13 protein-coding genes and 2 pseudogenes are annotated in these 13,538 nt (G+C 68.8%); 12 read left to right on the top strand and 3 right to left on the bottom strand.

Going from position 1 to position 13,538, the window contains the following annotated elements; all coding sequences use genetic code 11:
• The first annotated feature begins 25 nt into the window (after positions 1 to 25).
• The 7 genes and pseudogenes from FHS34_RS09140 to FHS34_RS09110 all read left to right on the top strand — a co-directional run bounded on the left by FHS34_RS09140 (position 26) and on the right by FHS34_RS09110 (position 6,854).
• On the top strand, positions 26 to 1,084 hold the full coding sequence (locus tag FHS34_RS09140; RefSeq protein ID WP_184963108.1) for an aliphatic sulfonate ABC transporter substrate-binding protein: 1,059 nt from the start codon (positions 26 to 28) through the stop codon (positions 1,082 to 1,084).
• On the top strand, positions 1,081 to 2,409 hold the full coding sequence (locus FHS34_RS09135; RefSeq protein WP_184963106.1) for an LLM class flavin-dependent oxidoreductase: 1,329 nt from the start codon (positions 1,081 to 1,083) through the stop codon (positions 2,407 to 2,409). The genes FHS34_RS09140 and FHS34_RS09135 overlap by 4 nt, the downstream gene beginning before the upstream one ends.
• Positions 2,402 to 2,959: pseudogene (locus tag FHS34_RS41940) on the top strand (ABC transporter ATP-binding protein); the annotation flags it as partial. The gene FHS34_RS09135 and the pseudogene FHS34_RS41940, both read left to right, overlap by 8 nt.
• A gap of 54 nt (positions 2,960 to 3,013) precedes the next feature.
• Complete coding sequence (locus FHS34_RS09125; protein WP_184964356.1) at positions 3,014 to 3,826, top strand: ABC transporter permease; 813 nt, start codon at positions 3,014 to 3,016, stop codon at positions 3,824 to 3,826.
• Between the two features lie 562 nt (positions 3,827 to 4,388).
• Positions 4,389 to 4,463: a 4Fe-4S binding protein gene (locus tag FHS34_RS44125; RefSeq protein WP_221508796.1), complete on the top strand. Its 75-nt coding sequence runs from the start codon at positions 4,389 to 4,391 to the stop codon at positions 4,461 to 4,463.
• Between the two features lie 642 nt (positions 4,464 to 5,105).
• The gene (locus FHS34_RS09115; RefSeq protein ID WP_225817305.1) at positions 5,106 to 5,714 is read left to right on the top strand and encodes a tyrosine-type recombinase/integrase; all 609 of its coding nucleotides are present in this window, start codon (positions 5,106 to 5,108) and stop codon (positions 5,712 to 5,714) included.
• Between the two features lie 372 nt (positions 5,715 to 6,086).
• Entirely contained in the window at positions 6,087 to 6,854 is a 768-nt protein-coding gene (locus FHS34_RS09110; RefSeq protein ID WP_184963104.1) for an NAD(P)-binding domain-containing protein, read from the top strand.
• A gap of 342 nt (positions 6,855 to 7,196) precedes the next feature.
• Here the strand turns inward: FHS34_RS09110 and FHS34_RS09105 are convergent, their stop codons facing one another.
• A complete protein-coding gene (locus FHS34_RS09105) occupies positions 7,197 to 7,847 on the bottom strand; it encodes a recombinase family protein (protein WP_221508754.1) in 651 nt (216 codons plus the stop codon).
• Between FHS34_RS09105 and FHS34_RS09100 the strand changes: the two genes are divergently transcribed.
• On the top strand, positions 7,762 to 8,463 hold the full coding sequence (locus FHS34_RS09100; RefSeq protein ID WP_308288270.1) for a PP2C family protein-serine/threonine phosphatase: 702 nt from the start codon (positions 7,762 to 7,764) through the stop codon (positions 8,461 to 8,463). The genes FHS34_RS09105 and FHS34_RS09100 overlap by 86 nt on opposite strands.
• Before the next feature lie 335 nt (positions 8,464 to 8,798).
• Here FHS34_RS09100 and FHS34_RS09095 read toward each other — a convergent pair whose 3' ends face one another.
• Together FHS34_RS09095 and FHS34_RS09090 are read right to left on the bottom strand one after the other, a co-directional pair.
• Positions 8,799 to 9,344 carry a PaaI family thioesterase gene (locus FHS34_RS09095; protein WP_225817304.1) on the bottom strand — a complete coding sequence of 182 codons (546 nt, stop codon included), beginning with the start codon at positions 9,342 to 9,344 and terminating at the stop codon, positions 8,799 to 8,801.
• A 98-nt stretch (positions 9,345 to 9,442) separates the two neighbouring features.
• Positions 9,443 to 9,949, bottom strand: coding sequence for a winged helix-turn-helix transcriptional regulator (locus FHS34_RS09090; RefSeq protein WP_184963100.1), 507 nt, complete (start codon positions 9,947 to 9,949; stop codon positions 9,443 to 9,445).
• Between the two features lie 107 nt (positions 9,950 to 10,056).
• Here FHS34_RS09090 and FHS34_RS09085 point away from each other — a divergent pair, with 107 nt between their 5' ends.
• The 4 genes and pseudogenes from FHS34_RS09085 to FHS34_RS09070 all read left to right on the top strand — a co-directional run bounded on the left by FHS34_RS09085 (position 10,057) and on the right by FHS34_RS09070 (position 13,537).
• Positions 10,057 to 10,755, top strand: a complete 699-nt coding sequence (locus tag FHS34_RS09085; protein ID WP_184963098.1) for an SDR family oxidoreductase — start codon at positions 10,057 to 10,059, stop codon at positions 10,753 to 10,755.
• A gap of 12 nt (positions 10,756 to 10,767) precedes the next feature.
• Positions 10,768 to 12,351: an MFS transporter gene (locus tag FHS34_RS09080; RefSeq protein ID WP_225817303.1), complete on the top strand. Its 1,584-nt coding sequence runs from the start codon at positions 10,768 to 10,770 to the stop codon at positions 12,349 to 12,351.
• A 112-nt stretch (positions 12,352 to 12,463) separates the two neighbouring features.
• A pseudogene (locus tag FHS34_RS09075) lies at positions 12,464 to 12,754 on the top strand (type 1 glutamine amidotransferase family protein); the annotation flags it as partial.
• Positions 12,755 to 13,072: 318 nt separating this feature from the next.
• Complete coding sequence (locus tag FHS34_RS09070) at positions 13,073 to 13,537, top strand: hypothetical protein (RefSeq protein ID WP_184963096.1); 465 nt, start codon at positions 13,073 to 13,075, stop codon at positions 13,535 to 13,537.
• Position 13,538 lies beyond the last annotated feature (1 nt).

The raw sequence follows: 13,538 nt of genomic DNA, 5'->3' as shown, positions 1-13,538 counted from the left end.
CCAGCACAGAAAGCACGACAACCCCATGCGAAAGAGAACCACGAGACTCATCGGCGCAGTCGGCTCGCTCGCTCTGGCGAGTACCCTCGTCGCCTGCGGAGGATCGTCGTCGGACACCGCCGCGCCGCTGAGCAACGCCGTCGACGCGAGTGACGCCAAGCACCCCGAGTGGAGCAAGTACACCTTCACGATCGGCGACAACGGCGGTGACGGCAGCCAGGAACTGGCGAAGGTCACCGGCGTGTTCGACAACGCGCCCTACAAGGTGAAGTTCGCCCGCTTCACGTACGGGCCGCCGCTCGTGCAGGCCGCCGCCTCGGGCGACATCGACCTGGGCAGCGTCGGCGACGTCCCGCCGATCACCGGCGCCGCGAAGGAGTACGGCTTCAAGGTCGTGGCCGTCAACCGCTCCCTCGCACCCACCCAGTCGAACGAGAACATCATCGTGCCGAAGGGCTCGCAGCTGAAGACGGCAGCCGACCTCAAGGGCAAGAGGATCGCTGTCCCGCAGGGCAGTTCGGCCCACGGTCTGGCCCTGAACGCGCTGAAGAGCGTCGGTCTGACCCCGAAGGACGTGAAGCTGGTCTTCCTCGATCCGGCGGCCGGCGCCACGGCGTTCAACACCGGGAAGGTGGACGCCTGGTCGATCTGGAACCCGCAGTCGGCGATCGCGGTCAAGAACGGCGCGCGGATCCTGGTGAAGGGCCTCCCGCCGATCGACCAGACGAGCAGTTACTACGTCGCGAGCGACACGTCGCTGAAGGACAAGACCAAGCGTGCGGCTCTGACGGACGTCCTGAAGAGGCTGTCGCGAGAGTTCGCCTGGGCGGTCAAGAACCCCGACAAATACGCGCAGGCGCTGTCGAAGGAGCAGGGCATCCCGCTGGATGACGCCAAGGCGTCCCTGGCCGCCTACTCGAACAGGGTGACTCCGGTGGGGCAGTCGGACATCGAACTGGAGCAGAAGCTCGCCGACGCCTTCCTGGAGGCCGGTCAGATCTCCAAGAAGGTCGACGTCCCGTCGATCGTCGACAACCTCCTCCCGGCCGGCTACGACAGCTCCAAGCTCAAGGTCACCTCATGAGCGCGGGACGGAGGAGGCTCCACCTCAACGCCTTCCTCATGGAAGCGGGCCACCACGAGGCGGCGTGGCGGCTGCCGCACAGCAATCCCCGCGCCGACTTCGACCTACGGCACTGGATCGAACTGGCACAGCTCGCCGAGAGCGCCAAGTTCGACTCGCTGTTCCTCGCGGACGGCCCCGCCCTCATCGGCACCGGCGAGTTCCGCCCACCGGGCCAGCTCGAACCGCTGACCCTGCTGACCGCGCTGTCCCAGGCGACCAGCAGGATCGGCCTCATCGCGACCGTGTCGTCGACGTACAACGAGCCGTACAACCTCGCCCGCCGGCTCGCGTCCGTCGACCACGTCAGCGGCGGCCGGGCCGGCTGGAACATCGTCACCTCGGCCGGGGCCGACGAGGCCGCCAACTTCGGCCTCGACGACCGCCCCGGCCACGCCCAACGCTACGCCCGCGCCGACGAGTTCCTGAAGGTCGCCAAGGCGCTGTGGGACAGCTGGGAGTCCGAGGCCGTCGTCGCGGACAGGACCACCGGACGCTACGCCGACCCCGAGCGGCTGCACCGGCTCGGCCACCAGGGCAGGTACTTCAAGGTGGCCGGCCCGCTCAACGTCGAGCGTCCGCCGCAGGGTTACCCGCTGCTGGTCCAGGCCGGCTCCTCGGAGGACGGCAAGGACTTCGCGGCACGGCACGCCGAGGCGATCTTCACCGCGCACACGACGTACGAGCGTGCGGCCGGCTTCTACGCCGACATCAAGGCACGGACCAGGTCCGCGGGGCGCGACCCGGACGGTGTCATCGTCCTGCCGGGCATCGTCCCGTACATCGGCTCGACCGAGGAGGAGGCCCGGGCGCTTGCGCGGCAGTTCGACGAGCTGCGCGTCCCGGAGTACGGGCTGCGTCAGCTGGCCGCTGTGTTCGAGACCGAGCCGTCGGTCTTCGAACTCGACCAGCCTTTGCCGGAGTTCATCCTGGCGAGGCCGAAACTGGAGGGTTCGCAGAGCCGTTCCGACTTGATCATCGATCTCGCGGTGCGCGAGCAGTTGACGGTCCGGCAGATCATCTCCCGGCTCGGGGGCGGCCGCGGCCACTTCGAGTTCGTCGGCACGCCCGAGCAGGTGGCGGACACGATCATCGCCTGGTTCGAGGGCGGTGCCGCGGACGGGTTCAACATCATGGCCCCCGCGCTGCCGTCGGGCCTGGCGGTCTTCGTCGAGCACGTGCTGCCGATCCTGCGCGGCAAGGGGTTGTTCCGCGAGGAGTACGAAGGCACCACCCTGCGTGAGCACTACGGGCTCCCGGTGCCCGCGAACCAGTTCCATGGCTGACACGCTTTCCGGGCCTGATCCGCTTCCCACGGCCGGCCCGCTTCCCCTGGGTGACCCGCTCGCGACTCCCGCCGCTTCCACTTTCCGGAGCGGCGGGAGTCCGCCCGCGCTGCGGGTCGAGGGCCTGCGCAAGACGTACGAGGACGGCTTCACCGCGGTGGCCGGGCTCGACCTGGAGATACCGGATGGTGCGTGCTTCGGGCTGCTCGGCCCGAACGGCGCGGGGAAGACCACGCTCATCGGTTCGGTGAGCAACATCGTGCGCCCCAGCGCCGGCAGCCTCTCCGTCTTCGGGCACGATTACCGCAGCCGTCAGGCCCGCTGACTGCTGGGTCCGGCCGCGCAGGAGATCAACGTCGACCGGTTCCTGTCCATCCGGCAGATCCTGGTCTACCACGCGGGATATCACGGCACAGGTCGGAAGGCGGCCGCCCGGCGCGCGGACGAACTCCTCGCCCTGTTCCGTCTCGACGACAAGGCCGACGTACGCGCCTACGAACTCTCCGGCGGTATGCAACGGCGCCTCGTCCTTGCGCGGGCCCTCATGCACCGTCCTCGCCTCGGAGGTCTTCGAACGGGTGATCACGGCAGAGGAGATGGCCTCGTGAGCAGCACCGGGACGCCGGCCCTCTCGGCGTATGACGAGTCCTTCCGGGCGGAGCGCTCACCGTTTCTGGGGTTCCTGGAGCGCGAGGTCCTGCGTTTCCTCAGGATCTGGCGCTACAGCGTCGTCGGTCCGGTGCTGTCGACGGTGCTGTTCGTCGTGGTCTTCGGATCGGCTCTCGGCTCGCACGTCGACACGATCGACGGCGTCGGCTACGGCGGCTTCATCGTGCCCGGCCTCTTCGCCCAGGCGATCGTCAACGTCGGCTTCTTCAACGGGACGACCAGCCTGTTCGAGGCCCGTCGGGACCAGTACATCAACGACGTGTTCGCGAGCCCGCTCAGGTGGTGGGAGATCAACGCGGCACTGGTGGGCGCCGGCGTTGCCCGAGGCGTCGTCGTGGGCGCGGGCGTCCTGGCGGTGGCCCTGCCGCTCACCCACGGCGGCGCCCCGGCCCGCCCCGTCGTCCCGCTGTTCGGCACGCTCGGAGTGCTCCTGGTCGCCGCGCAGATCGGCGTGATCGCGGGCGGTCACGCCAGGTCCCTCGACCATGTCTACGCCATGGAGTCGATCATCCTGCTGCCGCTGGGCTTCCTCGGCGGCGTCTTTTACTCGGTCCATCAACTGCCGCCCCTCTGGAACTACGTAAGCCACCTCGACCCCGTCTTCTGGCTGGCCCAGGTCGAGCGGATCGGGTTCCTCGGCCAGGGCGACGTCAGCGCCGGCTGGGCCCTTGCCGTGGTCTGGGGTCTGGCAGCGGCGCTGACGGCCTGGTCGGCCGCGATGTTCGCCACCGGCCGCCTCAAACCCTGAACCCCGTACGGGAACGAACGCAGAGCCATGACGAGCTCAGAACTCGAACAGGCTCTGTCCACCGACGTGCTGGTGATCGGCGGCGCCCCGCGGGCACCTGGGCCGCGATCAAGGCCGCTCAGGCGGGCGCCGACGTCATCCTGGCCGACAAGGGATACACGGAGCTAGCGGAGCGACCGCATCCGTCGGCACCGGCATCTGGTACGTGGACGACGTCCCCGAACTGCGCGAGGCCGCCATGGCGAGCCGGGAGGCACTCGGCGGATCCCTCGCCGACCAGGACTGGATGACGCGCTTCCTCGACGAGACGCACGCGCGCATGGACGAACTGGCACGCATCCAGCGACCCCTTCCCCGCCGACGGCCGTCAACTGCGCGGCGACCTCCAAGGGCCGGAATACATGTGGCGCCAGCGCACCCCCGGTGCGGCGGCTCGGCGCCCACACCCCGGCGCTGGAACTCTTGACCGACGCCGACGGCGTCTCACCGGTGGGCTGGACGAGGTCTGGAGCCGCCCGGAGGCGGTGCAACGGCAACTGGTCGCGAGCGGAGGCCGAGCCGCATGATCGAGATCCTCGACCCGGATCGCTGCATCGTCTGCGACCGGTGCATCGAGGTGTGCCCGACGCACGTCTAATCGCGCGCCAGGACAGCTGCCAGGCCTGCTTCCAGTGCGAGGCGTACTGCCCGACCGACGCGCTGTTCGGCGCCCCCTGGTGACCGCGGTCGCTCCCGGCTCGCGCTTCCGTGATGTGACAGAGCTCGAGCTCCGGTCTGCTCGGCGGATACCGGCGCGAGCTCGGCTGGGGCAGGGGAAGGACGCTCGGCGCCCGCACTGCGGTCGGACCGGAGTATCCGGACTGACCGGGGCTGGATCGTCGCCGGATCCAGGCCCAGACTCCTGTACTGTGCGACATCCCGTGAGTTCCGCTGCGCACGACTGATTCCCCGACCCCGCGGCCAGGGGGTTCTTTCTCCGTCGGGTGCTCTGCTGCTGTCTGACGTGACTTCGGGACTTTTGAGGCGTTCTCCCTTCGTCCGACCGATCCGCAGTCGGAACGAAGGCGAGGAGGCTCGGGTTGGCAGCGTTGGCGGTCGTGCGGGACCTGCGTGAGCACTGGGCGCCCGCGTCGGCGGAGGAACTGGAGCGGTTCGAGATCGACGTGCTGTCCGGGTTCGTTCTCGCGCGGGCCTCGGCGGGCCTGGCGGAGGCACGATCCGCGGGGATGTCGGGCACCTGGAGCAGATCAGAACCTGGTTCGGCCGACCGCTGTGGGACATGGAGCCGGCCGATGCCGACGCGTACTTCGGGGAGGTGCTGCGGAACTCACCCAGCGGCACCCGGCTGGCCCGGTCGCAGGCGCTGACGACGTACTTCCTGTTCCTGGAGCTGCGGCACAAGGTCGAAGTCCACGGGATGACCGGCCGGGTGGTCGAGTGCCCGATCGACGCGATGAACCGGCCGCGTGGCGCCAAGGACGCCCAGCTGCGGATCCCGCCGACCGGGCCGGAGGTCGGGACGCTGTTCACCGGCTGGGGCGGCGAGCCGGCCACCTGCCGCAAGTTCGCCCCTACCGCCAGGAACTACACCGCCTCCAAGCTGATGTCCCAGGTCGGTCTGCGGGTCAGCGAGGCGTGCAAGCTCGACCTGACGGACATCAAGTGGGACCTGGGACGCTTCGGCAAGCTCCACGTCCGCCATGGCAAGGGCGCCCGCGACTCGGGCCCGCGCGAGCGGACGGTCCCGCTGATCAACGGCGCCGACCGGACGCTGCGGTGGTTCATCGAGGACGTCTGGGGCCAGTTCGACGATGACCACACTCGCCCGGGCGCCCCGCTGTTTCCCTCCGAGCGGAAGAACGCCGACGGTTCCTCGCGCCGGGTCTGATCAAAAACCAGACCGCCAACACGACCGGCCGGGCCAGCAGCCACTGGATCAGCGCTGCGATGCGTGGCCAGGACGCGACCCTGGAACGACTCCGGGCCGACCGCCAGCTCGAAGAGGCCATGGTCAAGGGGCCTGACCCACTCCACCTTGCGGAAGTCTTGGGCTCGACGAGAAGACCGCGATGCGCTACGCGGACTCCGCACGAGCCCTGCTGGAGCAGGCAGCCGAGGCCGGCCCAGCGAGTTGACCGCGAACCGCTCTCCTGGAACGGCCCCCGGAGGCGGCCTCGGACTTCTTTCTGACCCCAGGTGCAAGGTAGCGGTGTCACGGATGGGAGTCTGGGGCCACCGCTGGCAAGTCGATCAGGGAGACATGGTGAAGCGCATCGGGATCATCGGCGTGGGCGAGATCGGCCGCGCTATCGTGGACGGCCTGTGCGACGGCGTCGAGGAACTACCGGAGATCTTCCTGTCTCCCCGCGGGGCCCGCACCACCGCCGAGCTGTCGCAGCGCTATCCGAACGTGCGGGTGTGCGCCGACAACCAGGACGTGGTAGACCGCTCCGAGGTGGTGATAATCGCCGTCCGCCCGCAGCACCGCTCCGAGGCCCTGGCCGGTCTGCAGGTCGACAGCGCCCACGTCGTGGTCAACGTCATGGCCGGCGTCGGTACCGGCGAGCTGCGCCAGACACTCGGCACCGACGCCCCGCTGGTACGCGCCATCCCCCTGCCCGCCGTGCGCAAGCGCCGGTCCGTCACCGTCACATACCCCTCCCACCCGGTCGTGGACGCCCTCTTCGACCACCTCGGCGGAGCGCTGCCCGTCGCGGACGAAGCGGCCTTCAACGTCTTCTCCGCGCTGACGGCCACGCTGACCACCCACTACTGGTACCTGGCCACGCTCACCGCCTGGGCCAGCCGGCAGGGCATCCCGTCCGAGGACGCGGACCGCTACATCCGCAGCCTCTTCCAGGGCGTCGGACGCACCCTGGGCGACGAGACCCGCTCCCTGCACCAGCTCGCGGCCGACCACGAGACACCGAACGGAATCAACGAACGTATCCGCACCACGTGGTTCGACGCGGCCAACTCCGACGCGCTGGGGAAGGCACTCGACGCACTTCTCTCCGACCTCAAGTAGTCACGTGGACGGAGACGGGCAGTCAGCAATGTGCTGCCGCGGCCGCACGTGACTTCCGCAGACCGCCCCGCGACTTCATGGCAAACCCACGGGTCCACCCCTGACATCAGAGCATCCGACCCGCGGGTTCCCGTCGAAGTGCCTTCAGTTTTCGCGAACTCGCGGGGGTCCCCGGCCTTGGGGAACAGCGGTACAGCCGTTGGCGCTGAGCTTGATCATGGTCAGCTGAGGGTGCGCGGCGGCAGCGGGATCACGCGTCTTCCCCTTCGTGTCGGGCCTGTGCCGGCAGCGCCGCCACAACGTCGTTCGCCTGGTGCTCGGTCTGTTCAACGAACGTGTCCATCACTTCGTCGGTGGGGGGGGGCCGAGGACCTGGCGGGTGAGCCGTTCCATCAGCTCGGAGTCGGTGCCGCTGGAGGGCCCGGTGAGGTGCACCCGGGGTGGCCCGCGCGGGGCGATGATCTCTGGCCCGGCCGGGGCCTGGCTCTCCTCGGCTTCGGCGAGCGCGCGGTAGGCGGAGGCGACCGAGGGGTGCTGTCCGGTGTTCTTGCCGGTCTTGATGGTCAGCTTCTTCGCGATCTCCTGGACGGGGACGCCCTTGCCCTTGAGCGCGCGGGCGAAGGTGAGCATGTCGTCGTCGATGACCTTCGGCCGTCCGCCGTGGTTGCCCTTCGCCGCGGCGGTCACCTGGCCCTCCAGGGTCTTCTCCCGGATGTAGTTGCGCTCGATCTGTGCGGCGGCGGCCAGGACGGCGAAGAACATCGCGCCCATGCCGTTGGCGTCGTAGATGCCGCTGAGCGGGCCGGTGAGGAGTTCGAGCTGGACACCGGCGGCCTGGAGCCGGCCGGACAGCGTCATCAGTTCGGCGGCGTTGCGGGCGAGGCGCTTGAGCTCGTGGACGGTGAGGATGACCTCCTGGTCGGGGGCGGCCTCCTTGATGTCGTACGCCGGCTTCAGCGCCGCCTCCAGGGGCGGAGGCGGCGGGTTCGGCACATTCGCCCTTTCCGGCGCCCGCACTGCACTGGTAGTCGGCGACGTAGCCGGCCAAGGCATCTACGCGGCCACCACCCTGGGACAGATACAGACCGCCGTGCACTCGCTGGCTGCGCTCGACCTGGAACCCGACGAACTACTCGCCCGCCTCAACGACACCGCCATCAGCCTGGCCCAGGAACGCGCAGTGCTGCCAGCCGGCGATCCCATGCCGCTTACGGGGAGCTGCGCGTACGCGGTCTACGACCCGCTCGCCCAGACCTGCACCATCGCCCTGGCCGGCCACCCCCCACCCGTGATCGCCCATCCCGATGGAAGCACCGAGATCCCTCACCTGCCGAGCGGGCCTCCCCTGGGCAGCGACGAAGGGCCACCCTTCGCTGCCGGCACGGTCCGTGTCACCGACGGCAGCATCCTCGCCTTCCACACCTCATCCCTCCTGACCACCTCCCAGTCCCCGCAGACCCTCCAACGGGTGCTGGCCCACACTGACCGGCCACTGCGGGATCTGTGCGACGACGTGCTCTACCGGCTGGGGAACGACACCCGCCACAGCGACGTGATCCTCCTCCTTGCGCGCACCCACCCATTCCCCGCGGACCAGGTCGCCGCGTGACCTCTCGACCACCACCCCAAAGCCGTCGCCGCGGCGCGCACCCACACCCGGCATCAGCTCACCCACTGGGCAGTGGATGAGGAAACCGCCTACACCACCGACATTCATCGCCCAACTCGCACAGAACTGGGGTGTCCGTTACTCCCTCGACGGCAAGACCGTCTGGGCCGAGCAGGCTCTCCCACCTTCAACCTCGCCCGGTTCCCAACCGCGGATATAGCGGCGTCCCCCAGGACAACGAATCCGCGAGCGTAGGGACTGAGAACACCTGACCGATGCAGCCCGGACGGATCAGCCAGTGCCGTGGGTCCCCTGTCTCGCGCCGTACATGCTGGTCACCGGGTCGGGACCGGGAAGAGCATGCAGCTGCTGGTGGCGTGGGCCAGCAGCCGGTCGTCGGAGTCGCGGAGCTCTGCCTGGGCGAGGGCGGTGCGGCGGCCGCTGTTGAGGACGGTGCCTATGGCGCGGACCTTGCCGGTGCCAACGGTGATCGGGCGCAGGAACTTCAAGGTCAGGTCGATCGAGGTGTATCCCATGCCCTGAGGCAGCACGGACTGCACCGCGCAGCCGGCCGCCGAGTCCAGGAGCGTGGCGTAGACGCCGCCGTGGACGCTGCCGATCGGGTTGTAGTGCTCCTCGCCCGGTACCAGGACGAAGACCGCTCGGCCGTACTCGGCCTCCTCCAGGGTGAAGCCCAGGGTGGCGGCGATCGGCGGGGCGGGCAGACGTCCGGCCAGGATCTCGCGGAGGAAGTCGAGGCCGCTGTGATGCGGGACGGCGCCGGCGGAAATGGCGGGGTCGTCCCAGCCGAACACACGGGATCTGTGTGTCGCCGCTGGTGTCTCGCCGGCGGTCAGGGACTTGTTCGATGTTTCGGTCACGCGGTCGCTCCTCGAGGCATGTGTTGTCAGTGTCGGCGTGCCGGTCCGCGAGGGGCGGCCGCGCCCGTTGTGCGGTGGAGTTGTTCCTCCCCGGTGTTTCAGCCGCCGCTGGAGTCAGGGCTGTCCGCGGCGACGCGAATGAGACCCGGGCCGGCGTCGATGAACGATTCGCCAGGCTGAACGTCGTGGCCGTTGTCGCAGCGGAGCACCGCATGCACCGGCGCACCGCAGTTTTCGTGGCGTACGACCACCGGGGGTCCGGCTTCGTCGGCGGCCCAGGTGTCGCCCCACTGCCGCAGCGCCACGATGACGGCCCGGAAGTCCCGCCCCTTCTGGGTCAGTTGATAGGCGTACCGGGTCCGCTGGCCGGGCTCCTGGTAAGGGACGCGCTCCAGGAGACCGGCGGCGGTCAGTTCTTTCAGGCGCGCCGCTGCGGCGGGTTCTCCGATGCCCACACGCCTGGCGAAGTCGTCGAACCGGCGTGTGCCGAAGAGCGCCTCGCGCATGATCAGCATCGCTGTCCTGTTGCCGACGATCTCCAGAGCCTTGGCGATGGAGCAATTGGCCATGGACCAGGCGTCCCGGTCCTCCCGCAGATCCTTCATCTCCCCACCTTCCACCTGGCTTGCGTCATGCAAAGTCAGCCTATACCGTCGCTGCTGACTTATGGAATCGTAAGTCAGCTGGGGATGGGTATCCCGAGGGAGGAATCATGGACATCAGCACAGCAAGGGTCCTGGTCACAGGGGCCAACCGCGGGCTCGGCAGGGCACTGACTCAGGAACTGGCCGCGCGCGGTGCCACGGTGTACGGGGCGTCCCGCCGACCGGACAAGATCGATCTGCCCGGCGTGAAAGCGATACAGCTCGACGTCACCGACCCCGCCTCCGTCGCCGCGGCTGCGAAGGAGGCCCGTGACATCACAGTGCTGATCAACAACGCGGGCAGTTCCACAGGCGCCGATCTACTGACCGGCAGCTGGGACGCCATCCGTCTGGAGATGGAGACCCACTACCTGGGCACCCTCGGCATGATCCGGGCCTTCGCCCCGCTGATCGAGGCCCAGGGCGGGGGCGCCGTCCTCAATGTCCTTTCCGCGCTGTCGTGGATCAGCTTCCCCGCCGTCGGCGCCTACGCCGCAGCCAAGTCCGCGGAGTGGAGCCTGACCAACGCGCTGCGACAGCAGCTCGCCCCCCGGGGCATCAATGTGTCCGGACTCCACGTCGGCTACATGGACACCGACATGGCCCGCCACGTCACCGAGCCCAAGACCGCCCCGGCGGACGTCGCCCGCGCGGCCGTCGACGGCATCGCCTCCGGGGCTGCCGAGATCGTCGTCGACGACCGCAGCCACCAGGTACAGGCCAACCTCTCCGGTGGCGTCGCCGCCCTGTACCCGCAGCTCGGCTGAGACGAGGACACCGTGACCACCACTCCGTCCCCCGCCCCGGGCCGGCTCAGGCCGACCGACCGGCATACCGATGTCCGCCGGTCCTCGGACCAGTCCTCCCGGCTCGCCGCCGCCATCACGCTCATCGCGATGTGTCTGGGAGCCATGACGACCTTTCTGCTGATCACCGCATCGGTGTCAGCGATGTCGGCCATCCAGGATGATCTGCACGTCTCTCCCACCGGCCTGGTCTGGATCCCCTCCGCGTACGCCCTGCTCGTGGCCTGCCTGGTGATGTCCGCGGGCACCGTCGGCAACCTCTACGGCCGCAAGCGCACCTTCCTCACCGGCGCCGCGATCATGATCGTCGGGTCGCTCACCGTCTACGCCGCACATTCAGTGGGAGGCGTCATCGCCGGCCAGCTCGTCTCCGGCCTCGGCGGCGCTCTCATCCTGCCCAACAGCCTGGCCATCCTGGGAGCGGCATTCCCCGACCCCCACCGGCGCACCGAAGTCGTCACCGCCTGGGCGGCCTCCTCGGGCATCGGGCTGGCCGCCGGCCCGCTGATCGCGGGCACCCTGCTGGACCACTTCCACTGGAACACGGTCTTCCTGTCGACCGCTGTCCTCGCCCTGGTCACCATGGCCGTCGCCGCCTTCGTCACCGAATCGCGCGGCCCCGACGGCAGGCTCGACATCCCCGGCCAGATCCTGGCCGTCGTGGGCATCGCCGCTCTCGTCTACGCCCTCATCGAAGGCGGACACGACGGCTACACCAGCCCCAGCATCCTCACCGCCTGGATCATCGCGGTCGCGGCGCTGTGCGGCTTCGTCCTCGTCGAGCGCGCCGGCCGCACCCCCATGCTGGACATGACCCTGTTCCGGTCGGCGTCGTTCAGCGCCGTCATGTTCGTGGGCGCCGTCTCCCTGTTCGGCTTCACCGGCATGGCCATCCTGTCGGTGCTTTTCTACGAACGCGTCCAGCAACTGTCCGCCCTGGACGTGGGATGGCGGCTGCTTGCCTTCTTCGGCGTCTACGTCGTCGTCGCCTACGCGGCCGGACGCGTGATCCGCCGTACCGGCTTCAAGCTCCCGCTGACCCTCGGTTTCCTTCTCGGCGCCGGCGCCGCAGCCGGACTCACCACGCTGGATCCGACCACCCCCTATGCCCGGGTGTGGTGGCTGTACGCGCTCTTCGGCGCCGCAAGCGGGATGGTGGCCGCGCCGAGCACCGCCGCCGCCCTGGTCAGCGTCTCCCACGAACGCGCCGGCATGGCCTCCGGAGCCGTCAACACCTTCCGCCAGATCGGATCCGTCACGGGATCCTCACTGCTCGGCGCACTCCTCGCCAGCCGGCTTCAGTCCCAACTGCCGACCCAGCTCGGCGCCCACCACGTCCCACGCGCAGCCTGGCCCGCCATCGAACACGCCGTCTCCACCGGCAGCGGCGCCCATCGAGCGGCCCCGCCGAACGTGAGCGCCGCGATCGGCGACGCCTTCACCTCAGGCGTCCATTCCGGCATGACCGTCATCGCCGCCGTGTTCCTGTGCGCGGCCCTCACCTCGGCCCTGCTGGTACACAACCGACCGCACCACACCACCGCCACGACGAACTGAGGCGTAACGTCCGCTGCGCAGTGATGTCGACACGGTCGGGACGCTGCCGGGCCGCTGTGAAGGGTGTGGCTCGCCGTGGAAGACCTGACGGAGCGGACAGCCCGAGAGCGCTATGAAGCTGATCAGCCGATGCCGTAGGGACGGCTTGGAAGCCTTCATCACCACTCCGACACCAGTGGTCAGGTCGATGAACGGCGTCGAGGTGACCGGACAGCGCCCGATGGAATATGTCACCGAGGCCGAGGCGGTGCTGATCGGCAGTGGCGTCAAGACGCGAGACGTGGTCGCCGACGACCAGTTGATTTCCCGGCTGTCGCTTGAGCCTTCGCGACAGCTCGTCGGTACGCAATGCTCCGGCGCGCTGGTGCTCGCCCGGCTGGGGTTGCGTGGCGAGCTTTCTGCTCAAGGACCAGTGACCCGGGGCGACGTGCCCGTGCGGCCCGGTCGGTGGTCATCGCGTGCCCGGCTGTCGCGCCCGCGACTGCGGTGACGCCTTCGTCTGTCTGGCTGTCTGTGGCGCTGGTGTCGCTTCCTCAGGTCGCCGCGGATCGGGCTACATCGGTGGTCGGCTGGATGCTGTCCGGCTAGTAGATGCAATCGGCATATGCCGTAGTCACTCGAAGTGGTGTTCCGGGAGGCCGAACCGGCTGGTGGGAGGCCGTGGGCTGGTAGCACTCCGTCTGGACGAAGCAAGTGCTGCCTCTTCTAAGGGAAACGCTCGATGGCTGTTCCTTCGGTTCGTGGTGTACGGCCTGTGGCTTGTGTCGGGGTCGCCGTCGCGGCTGCTGTCCTGCCCGTGGTGTCGGCTGCTCCCGCCGGCGCCACGACTCAGGAGGCGCACGTCTCGTACATCGAGCGGGATGGCTGGGGGAATATTAAGTACGACGTGCGCTTCAACGGCACGGTCCGGTCCGACGGTCCGACCCGGTATGTGATTCAGGGGGTGCTGGACGCCTACTGCCACGACAGCACGATCACCGGTCAGTCCCTCACGTTCGGCTATGGGCCTTCGAAGAACGGCCGGCAGTACAAGAGCTACTGGTGCACCGACGCGCCCGTGAAGATCAACATTGAGGGTAGCCGCTCCGCCGGTGACAGTGTCGACCTGATCGTCGGTGCTACCAGCGGCGTGTTCAACACCTACAACTACGGCAGCAAGCAAACCTTCGCCATCGGCACTGACTGAC

It is taken from the genome of Streptomyces echinatus, assembly GCF_014203595.1.
GTDB classification, from domain to species: domain Bacteria; phylum Actinomycetota; class Actinomycetes; order Streptomycetales; family Streptomycetaceae; genus Streptomyces; species Streptomyces echinatus.
Note: the sequence above shows the minus strand (reverse complement) of the source record. Positions and strands in the feature narration are given on the sequence as shown.

What these genes read in the sequence shown, in the direction of transcription:
- FHS34_RS09140 (WP_184963108.1), top strand. Translation starts at nt 26, where the DNA reads ATGCGAAAGAGAACCACGAGACTCATCGGCGCAGTCGGCTCGCTCGCT.
- FHS34_RS09135 (WP_184963106.1), top strand. Translation starts at nt 1,081, where the DNA reads ATGAGCGCGGGACGGAGGAGGCTCCACCTCAACGCCTTCCTCATGGAA.
- FHS34_RS09115 (WP_225817305.1), top strand. Translation starts at nt 5,106, where the DNA reads ATGGAGCCGGCCGATGCCGACGCGTACTTCGGGGAGGTGCTGCGGAAC.
- FHS34_RS09110 (WP_184963104.1), top strand. Translation starts at nt 6,087, where the DNA reads ATGGTGAAGCGCATCGGGATCATCGGCGTGGGCGAGATCGGCCGCGCT.
- FHS34_RS09100 (WP_308288270.1), top strand. Translation starts at nt 7,762, where the DNA reads ATGACCTCCTGGTCGGGGGCGGCCTCCTTGATGTCGTACGCCGGCTTC.
- FHS34_RS09090 (WP_184963100.1), bottom strand. Translation starts at nt 9,949, where the DNA reads ATGAAGGATCTGCGGGAGGACCGGGACGCCTGGTCCATGGCCAATTGC.
- FHS34_RS09085 (WP_184963098.1), top strand. Translation starts at nt 10,057, where the DNA reads ATGGACATCAGCACAGCAAGGGTCCTGGTCACAGGGGCCAACCGCGGG.
- FHS34_RS09070 (WP_184963096.1), top strand. Translation starts at nt 13,073, where the DNA reads ATGGCTGTTCCTTCGGTTCGTGGTGTACGGCCTGTGGCTTGTGTCGGG.